The 16258-nt window shown below is 40.0% G+C and carries 14 protein-coding genes and 1 other annotated feature; of the genes, 10 read left to right on the top strand and 4 right to left on the bottom strand.

Annotated features, from left to right (window positions below; all coding sequences use genetic code 11):
• Positions 1–144: 144 nt before the first annotated feature.
• On the top strand, positions 145–1722 hold the full coding sequence (gshA, locus tag DK924_RS14715; RefSeq protein ID WP_109875542.1) for a glutamate--cysteine ligase: 1578 nt from the start codon (positions 145–147) through the stop codon (positions 1720–1722).
• Positions 1723–2157: 435 nt separating this feature from the next.
• Positions 2158–2766 (top strand): hypothetical protein, encoded by a 609-nt coding sequence (locus tag DK924_RS14710; RefSeq protein WP_010391298.1) that lies wholly within the window; start codon positions 2158–2160, stop codon positions 2764–2766.
• A gap of 56 nt (positions 2767–2822) precedes the next feature.
• Here the strand turns inward: DK924_RS14710 and DK924_RS14705 are convergent, their stop codons facing one another.
• Both DK924_RS14705 and DK924_RS14700 read right to left on the bottom strand, forming a co-directional pair.
• Positions 2823–4091, bottom strand: coding sequence for an HlyC/CorC family transporter (locus DK924_RS14705; RefSeq protein ID WP_010391300.1), 1269 nt, complete (start codon positions 4089–4091; stop codon positions 2823–2825).
• A gap of 61 nt (positions 4092–4152) precedes the next feature.
• On the bottom strand, positions 4153–4959 hold the full coding sequence (locus DK924_RS14700) for an inner membrane protein YpjD (protein WP_010391302.1): 807 nt from the start codon (positions 4957–4959) through the stop codon (positions 4153–4155).
• Positions 4960–5182: 223 nt separating this feature from the next.
• On the opposite strand from DK924_RS14700, the gene ffh reads away from it, so the two are divergent.
• The 7 genes from ffh to tyrA all read left to right on the top strand — a co-directional run bounded on the left by ffh (position 5183) and on the right by tyrA (position 11296).
• On the top strand, positions 5183–6562 hold the full coding sequence (gene ffh / locus DK924_RS14695; RefSeq protein WP_010391303.1) for a signal recognition particle protein: 1380 nt from the start codon (positions 5183–5185) through the stop codon (positions 6560–6562).
• Between the two features lie 261 nt (positions 6563–6823).
• A complete protein-coding gene (gene rpsP, locus DK924_RS14690) occupies positions 6824–7072 on the top strand; it encodes a 30S ribosomal protein S16 (RefSeq protein ID WP_008114468.1) in 249 nt (82 codons plus the stop codon).
• Between the two features lie 17 nt (positions 7073–7089).
• Positions 7090–7626, top strand: coding sequence for a ribosome maturation factor RimM (rimM, locus tag DK924_RS14685; RefSeq protein WP_008114470.1), 537 nt, complete (start codon positions 7090–7092; stop codon positions 7624–7626).
• Positions 7626–8393 (top strand): tRNA (guanosine(37)-N1)-methyltransferase TrmD, encoded by a 768-nt coding sequence (gene trmD, locus DK924_RS14680; RefSeq protein WP_109875541.1) that lies wholly within the window; start codon positions 7626–7628, stop codon positions 8391–8393. The genes rimM and trmD overlap by 1 nt, the downstream gene beginning before the upstream one ends.
• A 33-nt stretch (positions 8394–8426) precedes the next feature.
• On the top strand, positions 8427–8786 hold the full coding sequence (gene rplS / locus DK924_RS14675; RefSeq protein ID WP_008114473.1) for a 50S ribosomal protein L19: 360 nt from the start codon (positions 8427–8429) through the stop codon (positions 8784–8786).
• Between the two features lie 191 nt (positions 8787–8977).
• Positions 8978–9847, top strand: a complete 870-nt coding sequence (locus DK924_RS14670) for an MYG1 family protein (protein ID WP_010391312.1) — start codon at positions 8978–8980, stop codon at positions 9845–9847.
• Between the two features lie 315 nt (positions 9848–10162).
• On the top strand, positions 10163–11296 hold the full coding sequence (gene tyrA, locus DK924_RS14665; protein WP_109875540.1) for a bifunctional chorismate mutase/prephenate dehydrogenase: 1134 nt from the start codon (positions 10163–10165) through the stop codon (positions 11294–11296).
• Between the two features lie 54 nt (positions 11297–11350).
• Here the strand turns inward: tyrA and DK924_RS14660 are convergent, their stop codons facing one another.
• On the bottom strand, positions 11351–12508 hold the full coding sequence (locus DK924_RS14660; protein WP_109875539.1) for a chorismate mutase: 1158 nt from the start codon (positions 12506–12508) through the stop codon (positions 11351–11353).
• A 43-nt stretch (positions 12509–12551) separates the two neighbouring features.
• Positions 12552–12667: a sequence feature (Phe leader region), on the bottom strand.
• A gap of 195 nt (positions 12668–12862) precedes the next feature.
• Here DK924_RS14660 and DK924_RS14655 point away from each other — a divergent pair.
• The gene (locus tag DK924_RS14655; protein WP_010391318.1) at positions 12863–15865 is read left to right on the top strand and encodes an EAL domain-containing protein; all 3003 of its coding nucleotides are present in this window, start codon (positions 12863–12865) and stop codon (positions 15863–15865) included.
• Positions 15866–15879: 14 nt separating this feature from the next.
• On the opposite strand, the gene DK924_RS14650 is transcribed toward DK924_RS14655, so the two are convergent.
• Complete coding sequence (locus tag DK924_RS14650; RefSeq protein ID WP_008114484.1) at positions 15880–16209, bottom strand: translation initiation factor; 330 nt, start codon at positions 16207–16209, stop codon at positions 15880–15882.
• Positions 16210–16258: the final 49 nt, after the last annotated feature.

Raw genomic sequence — 16258 nt, 5'->3', positions numbered from 1 at the left:
ATGGCGTGAAACAAAGCGTGTTTAAAATTCATTAAAAACTATATCTAATAAATTCATATAGTTTTTTCTTCATTTAATCTTGAGTAAAGGTAATTAGACCCCATAACCTTATGATTAAGCCACTTGGCTCGAGGAAACTTTTTTTTGGCAACTTATAATTTAAAGAACACGCTCAACGCGCTATCTAATGCAGATAATCAGCATGCTATTAAAGGTATTATGCGCGGTATTGAGAGAGAATCATTAAGAATTAAACCCGATGGTTCTATTTCTAAACAAGCTCACCCAAAAGGGGTTGGCTGCGCGCTTACCAACGGACATATCACGACTGACTTTTCTGAGTCTTTACTTGAGTTTATTACGCCTGTTAGCGAGTCATCAACGCAAACGTTACAACAGCTGAAAGATTTACAAAAGTTCACCCTAGAACATATGGACGATGAACTACTGTGGCCAATTAGTATGCCGTGTTTTATAAATCATCAGGACGATATTGTATTAGCACAATTTGGCGATTCTAACGTTGGTAAAATGAAAACCTTATACCGCGAAGGTTTAAAGAACCGCTATGGTAGTATGATGCAAGCGATTGCTGGGGTGCACTTTAATATTTCTTTTCCAGAAACGTTATGGCAGTCATTACATTCACAAAAGCAAAGCAGCGCGAAGCTTGAAGACTTTATATCAGATGGGTACTTAGCATTAATTCGTAATTTTAAACGCGAGTTGTGGTTAATTAGCTATATGTTTGGTGCGTCACCGGCATTGTGTAGTTCATTTTTGCAGGGGCGTAAAAGCGATTTACCGTTTAAAAAGCTGGGTAAAGGTACTTTATATTTAGAAGTGGGCACGGCGCTTCGATTAGGTAACTTAGGTTATACCAACAGTGCACAGTCATCACTACGCGTTATGTATAACTCATTAGATGAGTATGTAGCAGGGCTTAAAAAAGCCATAAATACGCCTTCAGATATTTATGGCAGTATTGACGACTATACCAGTGCAGAGCCAAAGCAATTAAATAAAAATATTCTACAAATAGAGAATGAGTTTTACTCGCCAATTCGCCCTAAGCGTAATGCTAAAAATGGTGAAACACCCACTGATGCATTACTAAGAGCGGGTATAGAATATATTGAAATTCGTGCATTGGATGTTAACCCATTTAGTGAAGTTGGCATTGATTTAGAGCAAATACACTTTTTAGATGTATTTTTAACCTATTGCTTATTAAAAGACTCAGCGCCTATGGACTGGGAAGAGCAAGCGCGAAGCACTGAAAATCTTGATACAGTAGTAAACCAAGGCCGAGAAAAAGGCCTAATGCTTAATTTTAATAATGAGCAGCGCAGTCTTGAATCATGGGGTGATGAAATATTTAATCAGCTCGTTGATGTTGCTAAGTGGATGGATAGCGCGTACGGGGTTGATTATTACTCAAACACTATTAAGCGCATGGCAACGTGGGTGCATAATCCTACATTAACCTATTCAGGGCGTTATGTTGAGCAATTAAAAGCATCAGGGCTAGATAATGGTCATTATGCACTCTCACTTGCTCAAAAGTATAAACAAAGCCATGATATAGCCAGTTATACTGAATTCTCAAAGTCGTGGTTAGAGCAACAAGCGATAGAGTCTTACCAAGCTCAAAAAGCAATTGAGCAAGCCGATAATCAATCATTTACTGCATTTTTAGATACATATTTCAGGGTCAGTTGACCTTTGCGGATTACAATTTGTTCAAACTAGGAGCGGTTTAATCGCGGCGCGAGGTTTGTAACCTAGTGGGCTCGATAACTGCTCCTGCGTTATTCTACTGGCTTACATCCATGTAAGAATAAGTAAAAACAGAGCAACAAAGAGCAAATCGCTCCTAGGCAGAACCCGAAGGGCAGCGCCTGTTTGGCATTGATGCTGCGTTATCGCCATTTATGGGGAATAACCACATCACATAGGCTCTGCCTTGCCTAAATACCAAACAGACTGCTGCAAATTCAACCTTGAAAGGTCAACAGACCCAAGTAAGTCGTAGGCAAAAAAAACGCAGCTCATAGTAGCTGCGTAAATATTCTTTAGGGATGAAACAATGCTGTACTGCTGCATTCATAGATTCAGACCCACGCTTTTTTAAAAAGTTCAGTGAGATCTTAAAAAATGAAAAAAAATATTATTACTTTATCTCTAGTGCTTACTTTAGTTGGTTGTGCCACTGCACCACCTAAGCAACCAGAAGATATTTGTAAAATCTTTGAAGAGAAATCTGACTGGTATTTTGATGCTAAAGACGCGCAAGACAAGTGGGGCTCTCCCAAACACGTATTAATGAGCATGATGTATCAAGAAAGCTCTTTTCGTCATGATGCTGCACCTCCTATGGAATACTTTTTATGGATAATACCAACTGGACGCGCAAGTGATGCTTATGGTTATTCTCAAGCTAAAACGCCAACTTGGTCTGATTATATTCGTGAAACAGGTAATAGTGGTGCTGATAGAGATGAATTTGAAGATGCGATCGATTTTATGGCGTGGTTTGTTTATAAAACCCACAAAGTTAATGGTGTTTCTAAATGGGATGCCTACGCACAGTATTTAAATTATCACGAAGGGTGGGGCGGTTATAAGCGAGGCACTTATCGTAAGAAAAAATGGTTAATGAGCGTTGCCAATAAAGTAAAACATCGTGCGAGCCGTTACGGAGCGCAGCTAAGACGCTGTGAGGATGATTTAGACAAAGGTTGGTTAGAGCGTTTATTCTTTTAACTAATCTAAGCCCAGATTAATTAAAAAAGGAGCCATTTGGCTCCTTTTTTATTGGGTTATTTTTTACGTTTATTGGGCTGAATTTTAACTTGTTTAATCATGTTTTCTTTTATTTCAAGCACTTCAACTGGGTAACCCGCAATACGAATACTTAAGTTAGCATCAGGAATATCTTCCAAATATTCAACAATCAGGCCACTTAAAGTTTTAGGACCATCTAATGGGAATTCCCAGCCCATTTCTTTATTTAAGTCGCGAACGTTAGCACCACCATCAACAATGTAAGAGCCATCGTTCTGTGTGGTTACTTCTTCACTTGGTGTGCGGGTTTGAGTAGTAGTGAAATCGCCCACAACCTCTTCAAGAATATCTTCTAGGGTAACTAAGCCTTGGATATCGCCATATTCATCAACAACAATACCAATTCGTTCTTTTGATAACTGAAACTTCAGTAGTTGGGTATTAAGCGACGTTCCCTCAGGAATAAAGTAAATTTCACGTACAGCGCGCAGTAGCGAAGGTTTATCGAATTGCTCTTTAGTAAGAAGACGCAATGCATCACGAGAGTGAATAAAGCCTACTGCATCATCTATATTGTCGCGGTATAAAAGCACGCGAGTATGTTGAGCATGAGTAAGCTGCTTACTAATTATTTTCCAGTCATCGTTGATATCAATCGCCACAATTTCATTGCGGGGTATCATAATATCTTCAACGGTAACCTGTTCTAAATCTAAAATTGAGGTCAGCATACTTTGGTGGCGCGCGGGGATCAGCGCTCCAGATTCGTTAAGCACGGTTTTTAATTCTTCCTTACTCATGCTGTGCTCATCTATTTGTGCAGCACTAATTCCAAATAAGCGTAATATGCCGTTGGTCATCCAGTTAACAACAACCACAAACGGGAAGAGTATTTTTAACAAGCCTTTGAGTATCACTGAGCTGGGAAAAGCAACTCGCTCAGGATAGAGGGCAGCCAGTGTTTTTGGCGTTACTTCAGCGAAAATTAGTACAACAAGTGTTAATGCACCTGTCGCTATGGCAATACCTAAATCGCCATACAAGCGAATACCAATAATGGTGGCTACCTGCGCTGCAGCAATATTAACAAGGTTATTACCAATTAGGATCAGACCTATCAACCTATCTGGTCGACTCAGTAATTTACTAACGCGTTTCGCAGCACGATGATTCTCTTTAGCGAGGTGTCGCAAACGAATACGGTTGATTGACATGATTCCGGTTTCTGACCCGGAGAAGTAAGCAGAAAAAAGCACCAATAAACCTAATATGATAAACAGGGTACTTGTCGATATGTCGTCCAACGATGGATCCTTTTTTTATAAACCAATGCGTATTAAGCTAGAGTGAGCTTTCAGAGTCAAGTTAAAACTTATTCAGGACCACTTCTTGTATAAAACGGCTACCAAAATAAGCGAGTGTGAGTGTAAAAGCGGCAATCATTATACTAACTACCACAACTTTTCCTCGCCAACCACGTTTGACATGGCCAACTGCAATTGTGGCAAAAATGGCCCAAGCAACTAGGGATAAGATTGTTTTGTGAATAAACTCTTTGGCAAACATGCCATCGAGAAATACAAAACCAGTGATCAGCGCCACACTTAATAATACGGTGCCTAAGTTTAATAACTGGTAAAGTTGACGCTCTACAACCATCAGAGGTGGTAAGTGACTGTGAACTATTGCTAGGTCTTTTCGCTTTAGGCGCTTATCAATAAAATAAAATTGCACACCATATAAAGTCGCAATAATTAAAATACAGTAAGCCAATAACGACAGTGATATATGCGCTACTAGTGCTAGTTCTACATTAATACTTTGTAATAAAACATGATGAGGGATAAATAAGCTAGAAATGGTTAAAAGCGCAGCAAAGCCATAAACAACAGGTAGTAACAAGGTTGCGGGAAACTTCAAAGAAACAGTGGTGACACACAGCACGATAATCCAGCATGTCAGTAATGCCACATTAACAATACTTAAATCTTGCCCATCAGCCCTAAATACCGAATTTACTAAAAGCAGCATGTGCGCCAAAATAGCGACAGTACTGAGTATAATAGTAACTTTTTGGCTCGGCCCCTGACGGTGAAACAATCGCGAAAGCACGTGAGACGTTGCTAACACATAAAATAAACTGGCAATAATAGTTAAACTAATAATCAGCATTTTGCTTTGGCCACTTAATTGAAGTCAAATAATTCGTGTTCGTTATGTGGCCATTGTATTTTATAGCAAAGCAAATGCATAGACCCTGTAAAAAGAAACTCAATAAGCAGCATTTCAGCACTGTATTGTATGCCACCATTTACGGTATACTATTTCTAATTGAATTTTAATAACATCGACCTTATTAATAGAGTTGATTTCAACGTCTTTTCGGAACCGTTACATGTTTGAGAACCTCCAAGAACGATTAGGTAAAACCCTAAAAAATATTAGTGGCCGTGGCCGCCTAACTGAAGACAACATTAAAGATACACTTCGTGAAGTGCGAATGGCATTTTTAGAAGCCGATGTGGCGTTGCCTGTTGTTCGCGAGTTTGTAAAACAAGTTAAAGAACGCGCAGTTGGTATTGAAGTTACTAAAAGCTTAAGTCCTGGCCAAGTATTTATAAAAATTGTTCGTGAAGAACTTGAAAAGGCCATGGGTGAAGCTAATGAAGAGCTAAGCCTTAACGCGCAACCTCCGGCTGTTGTGATGATGGCGGGTCTTCAAGGTGCTGGTAAAACAACCAGTGTGGGTAAACTGGCTAAGTTTTTAAAAGAGCGCAAGAAAAAATCTGTGCTGGTAGTGAGTGCCGATGTTTACCGTCCTGCGGCAATTAAGCAGTTAGAAACATTAGCAACAGAAGTAGATGTAGAATTTTTCCCAAGTGACATTTCACAAAAGCCAGTTGATATAGCACAAGCTGCTATTTCTCACGCGAAAAAGAAATTTATTGATGTGGTATTAGTTGATACTGCAGGTCGCTTGCATGTTGATAATGACATGATGGATGAAATCAAAGCGCTTCATGGTGCAATTAATCCAATCGAGACTTTATTCGTTGTTGATGCAATGACAGGTCAAGATGCTGCAAACACCGCGAAGGCGTTTGACGAAGCATTGCCTTTAACCGGTGTGATTTTAACTAAAACAGACGGTGATGCCCGTGGTGGTGCTGCGTTATCTATTCGTCATATTACCGGGAAACCTATTAAGTTTATGGGTGTTGGTGAGCGTACTGACGCACTTGAACCTTTCCACCCTGATCGTATCGCCTCACGTATCTTAGGCATGGGTGATGTACTTTCATTAATCGAAGAAGTCGAGATGAAAGTAGATAAAGAGCAGGCAGAAAAAGTAGCGAAAAAAGTATTTAAAGGTGATGGTTTTACACTGGATGATTTTGCTGATCAATTAAAGCAAATGAAAAATATGGGCGGCATGATGTCGATGCTTGATAAACTGCCAGGCATGCAAAACATTCCAGATGCAGTAAAAGGCCAGATGGGCGATAAAACCTTTATTCAAATGGAAGCAATTATTAGCTCTATGACTAAAAAAGAGCGTGCACGCCCAGAGATCATTAAAGGTTCGCGTAAAAAGCGCATTGCAGCGGGGTCGGGTACTCAAGTACAAGAGATCAATAAGCTGCTTAAGCAGTTTACCCAAATGCAAAAAATGATGAAAAAAATGAAAGGCAAAGGTGGCATGCAAAAAATGATGCGTGGCATGAAAGGGATGTTACCACCGGGAATGATGGGCGGCGGTGGCCCGAAATTTTAATAATTTAACCTTTAATATCTCCGATACGAGATAAAAAGCAATCAATAAAGAGGCAAATTGCCTCTTTATTGTTGAATAAACTATGCACAGAATAGCTTGTTCACATGCTTTTTCTTCTTGGATCACGGTTTAATCTACTAAACTGCCTTTTTGCATCACTTCTTACTTGCATTGTTGCTAAAAACTCGTACAATTCACCGGCTCCCCATACTGGGGAGTAAATCTTATTAATGAAAACAGTCAATCTATTTAGAGGACGGTATGGTAACTATTCGTTTGCAACGTGGTGGCGCTAAAAAACGCCCTTTCTATCAAATTGTGGTTGCGGATAGCCGTTTCTCGCGTGACGGTCGCTTCATCGAGAAAGTAGGTTTCTTTAACCCAATCGCTTCAGGTCAAGAAGAAAAACTTCGTTTAGATTTACCACGTGTTGAGCACTGGTTAGGTCAAGGCGCAGGTCTTTCAGATCGTGTAGCTAAATTAGTTAAAGACGCTCGTAAAGCGGCTTAATAGGCGTAAGTGTAACCATGAGTCAAGAGAACACCTCATCAATAATTGTCGTAGGAAAGCTCGGCGCCCCATATGGTATAAAGGGCTGGCTTAAGGTGCATTCATTTACTGATGATCCCCAAGGGATCTTCGATTTCAGCCCGTGGTTGATAGGGCAGCAAGGTAAATGGCAATCCTTAGAAGTGGTCGACTGGCGTCGCCACAACAAAGGCTTTATCGCTAAGTTTGCGCAAGTAAACGACAGAGACCAAGCAATGGCTTATACCAATGTTGAAATTTCTGTGGATTCAGCGCAGCTACCAGAATTACCGCAAGGTGAATTCTATTGGCGAGATCTCATTGGCATGTCGGTTGTAACTGATAAAGGTTATAACTTAGGCATTGTTGATGACCTTATGGAGACAGGCTCAAATGACGTACTGGTTGTGAAAGCAAACAGTAAAGATGCATTTGGCCAAGCAGAACGTTTAATTCCTTTTTTAACTGATTCAGTTATTCAAGAGGTTAAATATGATGCGAAAGAAATTACTGTAGATTGGGATCCAAGCTTTTAATGAGTCAAACAAGTTCGTTGTGGGTAGGGGTTATCAGCCTTTTCCCGGATATGTTTGATGCAATTACAACGCAAGGTGTAACCGGTCGCGCTGTTAAAAAGGGTTTAATCGACTTTAACTGCTGGAATCCACGAGACTATGCAACTGATAAGCATAGAACCGTAGATGATCGTCCTTACGGGGGCGGGCCAGGCATGTTAATGATGGTTGAGCCGCTTAAACAAGCCATTCTTGAAGCCAAACAGGCTGCAGGGAATGGTGCAAAAGTAATTTATATGTCGCCACAAGGGCGCAAACTAGATCAGCAAGGGGCTAGCGAACTCGCAAGCTCTGAAAAACTGATTTTAATTGCCGGTCGCTATGAAGGTATAGACGAGAGAATAATAGAATCGTACGTTGACGAAGAATGGTCAATTGGTGATTTTATTTTGAGTGGAGGTGAACTACCTGCCATGACATTAATTGACGCAGTAGCTCGATTAGTGCCAGGGGTTTTAGGACACAACCAGTCAGCAGAGCAAGATTCATTTTCGGATGGCTTGCTAGATTGTCCTCACTATACACGGCCAGAAACATTGGACGACAAACAGGTGCCTGCTGTATTACTCAGCGGAAACCACCAAGAGATAGCAAAATGGCGGCTTATGCAGTCATTAGGTAGAACTTGGCTTCGCCGTCCTGACTTGTTGCATAACCTAGCTCTGACTGAGGAGCAAGCGGTATTACTCGCGAAATTTCAGCAAGAGTACCAAAAAGCTTGTGGCTAGAAGACAGTTACACCTAGGAAAGTGAGAAACATAATGGCAAAAGTAAACCAAAATATTATTAAAGCGCTTGAAGAAGAGCAGCTTAAAACAGACGTACCTGCATTCGGCGCTGGTGATACAGTAGTTGTACAGGTAAAAGTAAAAGAAGGTGCTAAAGAGCGTCTACAGGCCTTTGAAGGTGTTGTAATCGCTAAGCGTAATCGTGGTCTTCACTCAGCATTCACAGTTCGTAAAATCTCGAACGGTGAAGGTGTTGAGCGTGTATTCCAAACGCACAGCCCTCTTATTGATAGCGTAACAGTTAAGCGTCGCGGTGCGGTTCGTCGTGCTAAGCTTTACTATCTACGTGAGCGTTCTGGTAAATCTGCACGTATTAGAGAAAAACTTAACTAATACGCGCTGTTTATCAACGCAAAAAAACGGGTTGCAACCTTTGGGTTGCAACCCGTTTTGGTTTTAATGCTATTGCGGTTTTTATATCGCTACATTCAAAAACCAATACACACCTTAACCTGCATGCGTTAAAGTGTGGTTCACTTCAAATCACAATATCTTCTCACTTCTTGCAAAAATGATGTACAAAAATGAATGATAAAACGATAGTTACACACAACGGCAATTTTCACGCAGATGATGTTTTTAGTATCGCTGCACTTAAAATTATTTTCCCTTCTTTTACCCTGATCCGCACACGCGATAATGCGATTATTAATGACGCCGATGTGGTTATTGATGTTGGTGGTCAATATGACCCAGAAACTAACCGGTTTGATCATCATCAGCGTGGCGGTGCTGGCGCTCGTGAAAATGGTATTCCTTTTTCGTCATTTGGCTTGGTGTGGAAAAAATATGGCTTAGCAATATGTGATGATAACCAAGATGTGGCGAATGCGGTGGATGCAGGGCTTGTATCAACTATTGATGCCATTGATTGTGGTCATGTTGAAGGGGTTGCTACAGGCATTAGCTTAAGCCAAACAATTTCTATGTTTAACCCAACATGGGAAGAGGAAAGTGATTTTGATGCTGCTTTTGATCAAGCGGTTGAATTTGCACACACTTTACTGATTCGTTTTGTAGCTTCTGCCCGAGGTGGTTTAAACGCTAAAAAGATTGTTGCTCAAGCAATAAAACAAGCTGATGATCCTCGATTAATCGTGTTAGAGCGCTATACTCCGTGGAAAAAAACCGTACATAGTTTATCTGATGAGGCATTATTTGTCGTTTACCCATCTCATTCTGGCAAGTGGATAGTGCAAACGGTGCCTGCAGAATTAGGCTCTTTTGAAGACAGAAAGTCATTACCTGCACCATGGGCAGGATTATCAGACGATGAATTTCAAGCGGTAACTGGTATCGATGATGCTATGTTTTGTCACAATGGCTTATTTATCGCTGGCGCAGAATCATTCGATAGTATTATGTCGCTTGCGGCTATGGCATTAGAATACTAATAGTTCTCCTTAACCGCTCGCCGGTTACTTAATAAAAGTGGCTTTAGCCACTTTTTAAGATTCTCTACTTAACCTGAACCTAAGTAAATTCAATGTAGTTAGCGCTGAAATAGCTGCTTGAGATAGATTTATTATCTAGCGTTTAGGTTACTTACTACCGTTTCCACCTTGGTTTTAGTTGAACAACTGATAGTGATCTTTTCAATAATTTGCCTTTTAACCCCTAACGTATCCTGTTAGTATTTATCGTATTGATTAGTTTACTTTTTTGTAAGTTTTAATTTACGATTTTGCTTTTTTGGATGGAATGAGAACGTGGCAGAGATAAGTGATTTAGCGCAGCTAAGAACAAGTATAGATGAATGCGACGCGCAACTGGTTGCCTTACTTGCAAAACGCAATGGTATTACCCAACAAATAGGCGCAATAAAACAACAAACTGGCGCGCCATTACATGCACCCGATCGAGAAGCCGATTTATTAGCTGCACGACGTCAAGAGGCTATTAATCAAGGTGTAAATCCTGATTTAGTCGAAGACATTCTCAGACGCATGATGCGTGAAGCTTATCAAAATCAACAAGCCAAATTAGCCTGTGCCGACCCACAATTATCGCCAATTGTTATTGTTGGTGGTGAAGGGGCAATGGGGCAGTTATTTGCAAAACAATTTCAGCGTTCGGGTTACGAAGTCAAAATTTTAGATAAAGCGCAGCAATCACAGGCAGCGGATATTCTAAAAGGTGCAAAACTGGTGATGATCAGTGTACCAATAAATGCTCTTGAAACAGTTGTTAACGCGCTTCCAAAGCTTGATGATGATTGTTTGCTGGTTGATATTACATCAGTTAAACAAGCACCATTAGCTGTGCTTAAAAAAGTACATAGTGGGCCAGTTGTTGGTTTACATCCAATGTTTGGACCTGATATTTCCCATTGGGTGAAACAAACCGTGGTGGTGTGTGAAGGGCGTAGTCATGAGGTGGCACAAGGGTTATTAAAACAGCTACAAATATGGGGTTGTCAGTTAGTTGAACTTGAGGCCAAAAAGCATGACGAAGCAATGCAAATTATTCAGGTTATGCGCCATTTAACAACCTTTGTGTACGGTCAGTTTTTAGCAAAACAGGGGCACACACTCGCCGAGCTAAGAAGTTGTTCATCACCTATATATCAGTTAGAGCTAATGATGGTTGGCCGTTTATTTGCGCAATCGCCAGAGCTATACACCGATATTATGTTAGCGCAGTTTGACAATGTCGAAAGCTTATTGGCGCAGTATCAGTCTTTGTTTTCGCAAACGCTTGAAAAGCTAAAAGCAGGGGATAAGTCCGCATTAATTGATGCTTTTGCTGATGCAAAGTCTTATTTCTCAGATTCAACGGCGCACTTTTTAACCCAAAGCCGTAGTTTATTAAATAAAGCGAATGATGCGAAAGTACTTGATTAAAAAGAATAGCTCCGTGAAAAGAAAAGGGCCGCTAGGCCCTTTTTTAATATTTTGTTAGCTTTCTACGCTCACAGCTTGTAAAGACTCGCTTTGGTAACAACCAAGTACACGAACATATTGAGTGTGCTGTTTGAGCTCCTCCAATGCATGCTTCACTTGGTTATCGATTAAGTTAGCCTCCAAGTCCACATAAAATACTTCTTCCCATGGGTTACCAGGAGTAGGTCGAGATTCTAGTTTCACTAAATTAATATTATGCTGTTTAAAAATCATTAACGCATCGGCAAGCGAACCGGCCTGCTGCTTGGTTGACATAATTAAGCTAGTTTTAGTAGGGATTTGAGTTGATACTTGCAGTGGTTTTCGGGCAACCACAATGAAGCGGCTGTGATTTTCTTTTTGATTGGCAAGATTCGCCTTGATCACTTCAAGGCCTACATTTTTCCCTGCTTGCGCAGAGCCGATTGCTGCGCTGTTCGGTGTTTCAAGAGCTGATTTTAATGCACTTGAGGTTGAATCGCAGGTTTCATGCTGAAGTTCGCCAAGGCCCTGTAAAAAGCGGCTACATTGGGCAAAGGGTTGCGGATGTGCAAAGACTTTAGTTAATTGGTTCAGCTCAGTTCCTGGGGCTGCTAATAAGCAATGCTTAACGCTATGAGTAACTTCACCGACAATAGAGACTTGTGCATGCTGCAGCAAATCAAATACTTCATTAATACTACCTGAGCTAGTGTTTTCGATAGGCAGTAAGCCAAAGTCGGCTTGACCTTTTTCTACTTTACCAGTGATTTCTTCAAATGAGGTACAACCAATTTCAACTAATTTACCCGGGCGACGGCTAAAATATTTATGACATGCAAGCTGACTATAAGAGCCTTGACCGCCTAAATACGTTACGCGATGGGTTTCGCTCAGTGCATCGGGGTTTAAATTCTTTTGAAGCATGGCTTGTTGATGCAATACGGAGTCTTCTAATATCGTTTGAAACACGTTGTTAACGTAGTAAGCGTCAAGCCCTAACGATTTGCCATAGCCAATAAGTTTTTCGAGCAAAGCCAGTTCACGGGCCTCATCACGAATGGGTTTATTATTTGCAATTTTATATTCAACTACGCCATGACTAATGCGGCGTCGCTTTGCTAGTAAAACAAGTAAATCGGAGTCGATTTCATTTATATCGTGCCTGAGAGTATCAAGTACATCGTTGCTCATTTGGTTTTCCTCATTCCAAAAATATCACTGATTTTGCAGTGAAAATAAAAAAGCCTCCCAGTTGGGAGGCTTTACTATTCGATTGATTTTATCTCACAAACAGGGAAGCCTCTTCTATATAAAGAAGCTAAAAAAAGAAAAAAAGGTGTGTGAGTAATTTATATTCATACCCTTAATGTATGAAGTGTCACTCCCAATGTCAACAAGCACTTACCTGACGCGGCTTTTTTACCTAATATGTGTACAAAAGGTGTTGTTTTTTAAAAGTTTATAAATAATTTATAATTCTGATTTAAGTTCTGGTATATTTCTATTACTTGAAAAAATAATAATTATAAATAAGGTTGGCTTTTTGTGTACCGACGCCCTCCATCTCGATTTGGCATAAACTCACTTAGTGTAAAATTATCATTGTTGATCTCTGGTATCTGTTTAGTGGCTGGCATTTGTGCGGCTGCATTAATGCTCAAGTCAGAAGAAAAACAGCTTGTTTTTGAAGAGCATGAGGTATTAAAGCAATCAAATGAATTATTAATAAACCAGTTTAATAACCTGATAGCCACCAAAGTTAAAATAGCAGAGCAAGCTAATATTGTTGTTAGCGAGCAGTTATTTGAGGGACAGTTGTCATTTAAAAATAATACTGCACCGACAATGCAGCTCACCAATGATGGCTCAGTGCGCAGTGCATCACCGGATGGGCTATCAGCCGCGTTTATCCCTCAAACTGCATATTCTCCTTTTTATAAACAGCTAATTGCTGATTCTGAATCCCTTTGGAAAGTTATTTCTCCTACGTTAATTCAAGATTTCTATAATTTTTATCTTATAACTGAAGATAACTTTATTCGTGTCGCACCGCCAAACTGGGCGCTTAATGTGCCTGGAAATTATACATTCAACCAAAGTGATAGCTTCAATTATGCGAAGTCTTTAACTAACCCACAACGAGAGCCTCAATGGTCAAAAGTTTACTATGATGAAGTTTGGAATAAATGGGTAGTCAGTTTAATTGTTCCCATTTATCAAGATGATGAGTTTTTAGGGGTTACCGGTAGCGATATTTCACTAAACTCACTCATATCGCAATTACCCGTCGGTGGAAAGGAAAAACACTTAGTAGTGTTTGATAAACAAGGACAGCTATTAGCACATCCGAACTTAACCTCTGAAAATTATAAAGAGTACGGAGAGGCAGGCAAAAAGCTATTACCAGATGACTTTATTTCTCCAGAACTAAAGCGCGTTATTGATAACGCAGGGCAAATACAATTACCAGAATATGCCGATTCATTTTCATTAAATGATGAAGACTACATTATAAATATCCATAAAGTTGAAGGTGTAAACTGGTATGTGGGTGTATATAAAAAGCGCTCCTCAACGTTATCGGCATTGAAAGACTTAAAGCTTAAGTTTTTTGGCCTATTTATTCTGTATGCCATTTTAGTTGCTTTATTATTACACCAAGCACTTTACCAATTGGTATTAAGACGCTTACATTCATTGGTTTATGCAGTTACTAACTTTGGTAAAGGCCAGTTAGAGATTGAGTTTCCAAAAGAAAATAAAGATGAAATTGGTACGCTTAATGGTTCATTCAAAGATATGACCATTGAAATTCGCAAACTCATTGACGGCTTAAACCAGCGCATAATAGAAAAAGAAATCGCAGAGAAAGCTGCAAATCGCTTGTCTAAAGCGGTTGCGTTCTCTGGTACAGGGGTGGTGATCACCGATGAAAATTTTGTCATTGAATACGTTAATCCAAAAATGTTAGAGATGACTGATTTTGTCGAAAATGATTTTTTGCGTCAGCCATTACTGACAATTATTGCCAATGAAATGACCATGTTGGTAGAGGATATTGACATTGATTTGCGTAATCGTAATTACTGGCGAGGAGATACGCTTATTGAAGCGCAAAACAAGTCGCCAATATGGGTATCGCTTAGTGTGTCACCTATTCGAGAAGACGGTGGTAAAATAACCAGTTACGTGGCATCAGCGCAAGATATTTCGTTTGTGAAAGAAAGCCAACGAAAAATGGAACAGCTCGCTTACTTTGACACACTAACCGGGCTTGCTAACCGTACATTCTTTAGAATGCAGCTCAGGAAGTCGATGGCGCTTGCTGAGAGAGGGCGTTACTCGTTTGCTTTATTTTATTTTGATCTGGATGAATTTAAGCGTATTAACGATACTTTAGGTCATGATGCGGGTGATCAGCTGTTAGTTGAAGTGGCAACACGCTTAAAACAGCGCTTACGAGCAGAAGATACCATAGCCCGTTTAGGTGGGGATGAATTTGCTGTTTTACTCAGTGGTATTGAACATCAAAAAGAAGCATCTGAAGTCGCTGACACCATACAAAAAACCTTAAACCAGCCGATAAAACTTGGCAGCAATGAAGTAATTGTCAGTGCAAGTATTGGGATCACCTTAGCACCATTTGATAGCCTAGAAGAAGATCAGTTACTAAAGCATGCCGACTTAGCCATGTATGAGGCCAAAGCCAAAGGGCGTAACACTTTCCATTTTTATAGCCAAGATCTAAATGCGGCAGCTAATGAACGATTATTCCTAGAAAATGAATTGCGTCATGCGATTAAAGAAAAGCAACTCACGCTACATTACCAGCCACAAGTTGATTGTCGCGATAATAGCGTGGTGGGATATGAAGCATTACTTCGTTGGTTCCATCCTACGCAAGGGTTTATTCCTCCGACTAAGTTTATTCCGATAGCTGAGGCAACGGGTTTAATTGTAGAGCTCGGTAAATGGGTGCTACAACAAGCGTGTGAGTTTACGAAGCGACTAGAACAACAAGGTAGAGCAAGTAATATGTCGATCAATCTGTCAGCAAGACAGTTTAAAGACGCAAGCTTAGTGCCTATGCTGAAAAAAATAATTATAGAGACGCAGATTAATGCTAAAAGTCTGCATCTTGAATTAACCGAAAGCATGCTGATGGGGAATGTTGAAGCAGCTATTGATCAGTTACATCAACTTAAAAAGTTGGGTATCTCAATTTCTATTGATGACTTTGGTACGGGTTATTCTTCACTGAGTTACCTTAAGCGTTTCCCTGTCGATATTCTTAAAATTGACCGCTCGTTTGTCAAAGATATACCTGAGGATGATAACGACATGGAGATCACTGCGGCCATTATTGCTATGGCACAAAAGCTGAAGCTTGATGTAGTTGCCGAAGGGGTCGAAACAATCGAGCAAGTTGAGTTTTTACAAAATAATAATTGTTTTATTGTTCAAGGCTATTATTTTAGTAAGCCAGTGGCTGAGGATGATATTCCCGCATTATTTGATCAATTAGCAGCGCTAAAAATTATTAAATAAGCAAGAATTGCGGGTTAACCACCCGCAATTTTTACTTTAAATTTTAATCCCTCTAAAATCGCTTTTAATTTGTCGCGATCATCACCTTGTACTTCAATAACACCTTCTTTTACTGCGCCCCCTTGGCCCATCTTACTTTTTATTGTTTTTGCTAACTTTTTCAAATCATGCTGTTGTGGATCAAGACCAACAACCAGCATTACACCTTTACCTTTTCGGCCTTTGGTTTGACGTTCTATGCGAATTGACCCGTCTTTAAATAGTTTTACATCCAGTTCTTTTTCTGGCTTTGGCTGATCAATTCGCCCTGTTGCTGTTGAATACACTAAGTGACTATCACTCATAATTAACCTACTTAAGATTGAATATAATAATGCGGCAAATAATAACAAA

The sequence above is a fragment of the Pseudoalteromonas sp. meg-B1 genome, from assembly GCF_003173795.1.
Taxonomy (GTDB): Bacteria; Pseudomonadota; Gammaproteobacteria; order Enterobacterales; family Alteromonadaceae; genus Pseudoalteromonas; species Pseudoalteromonas undina.
The sequence above is the reverse complement of the archived record's forward strand: the minus strand, read 5'-3'. Positions and strand labels throughout refer to the sequence as shown.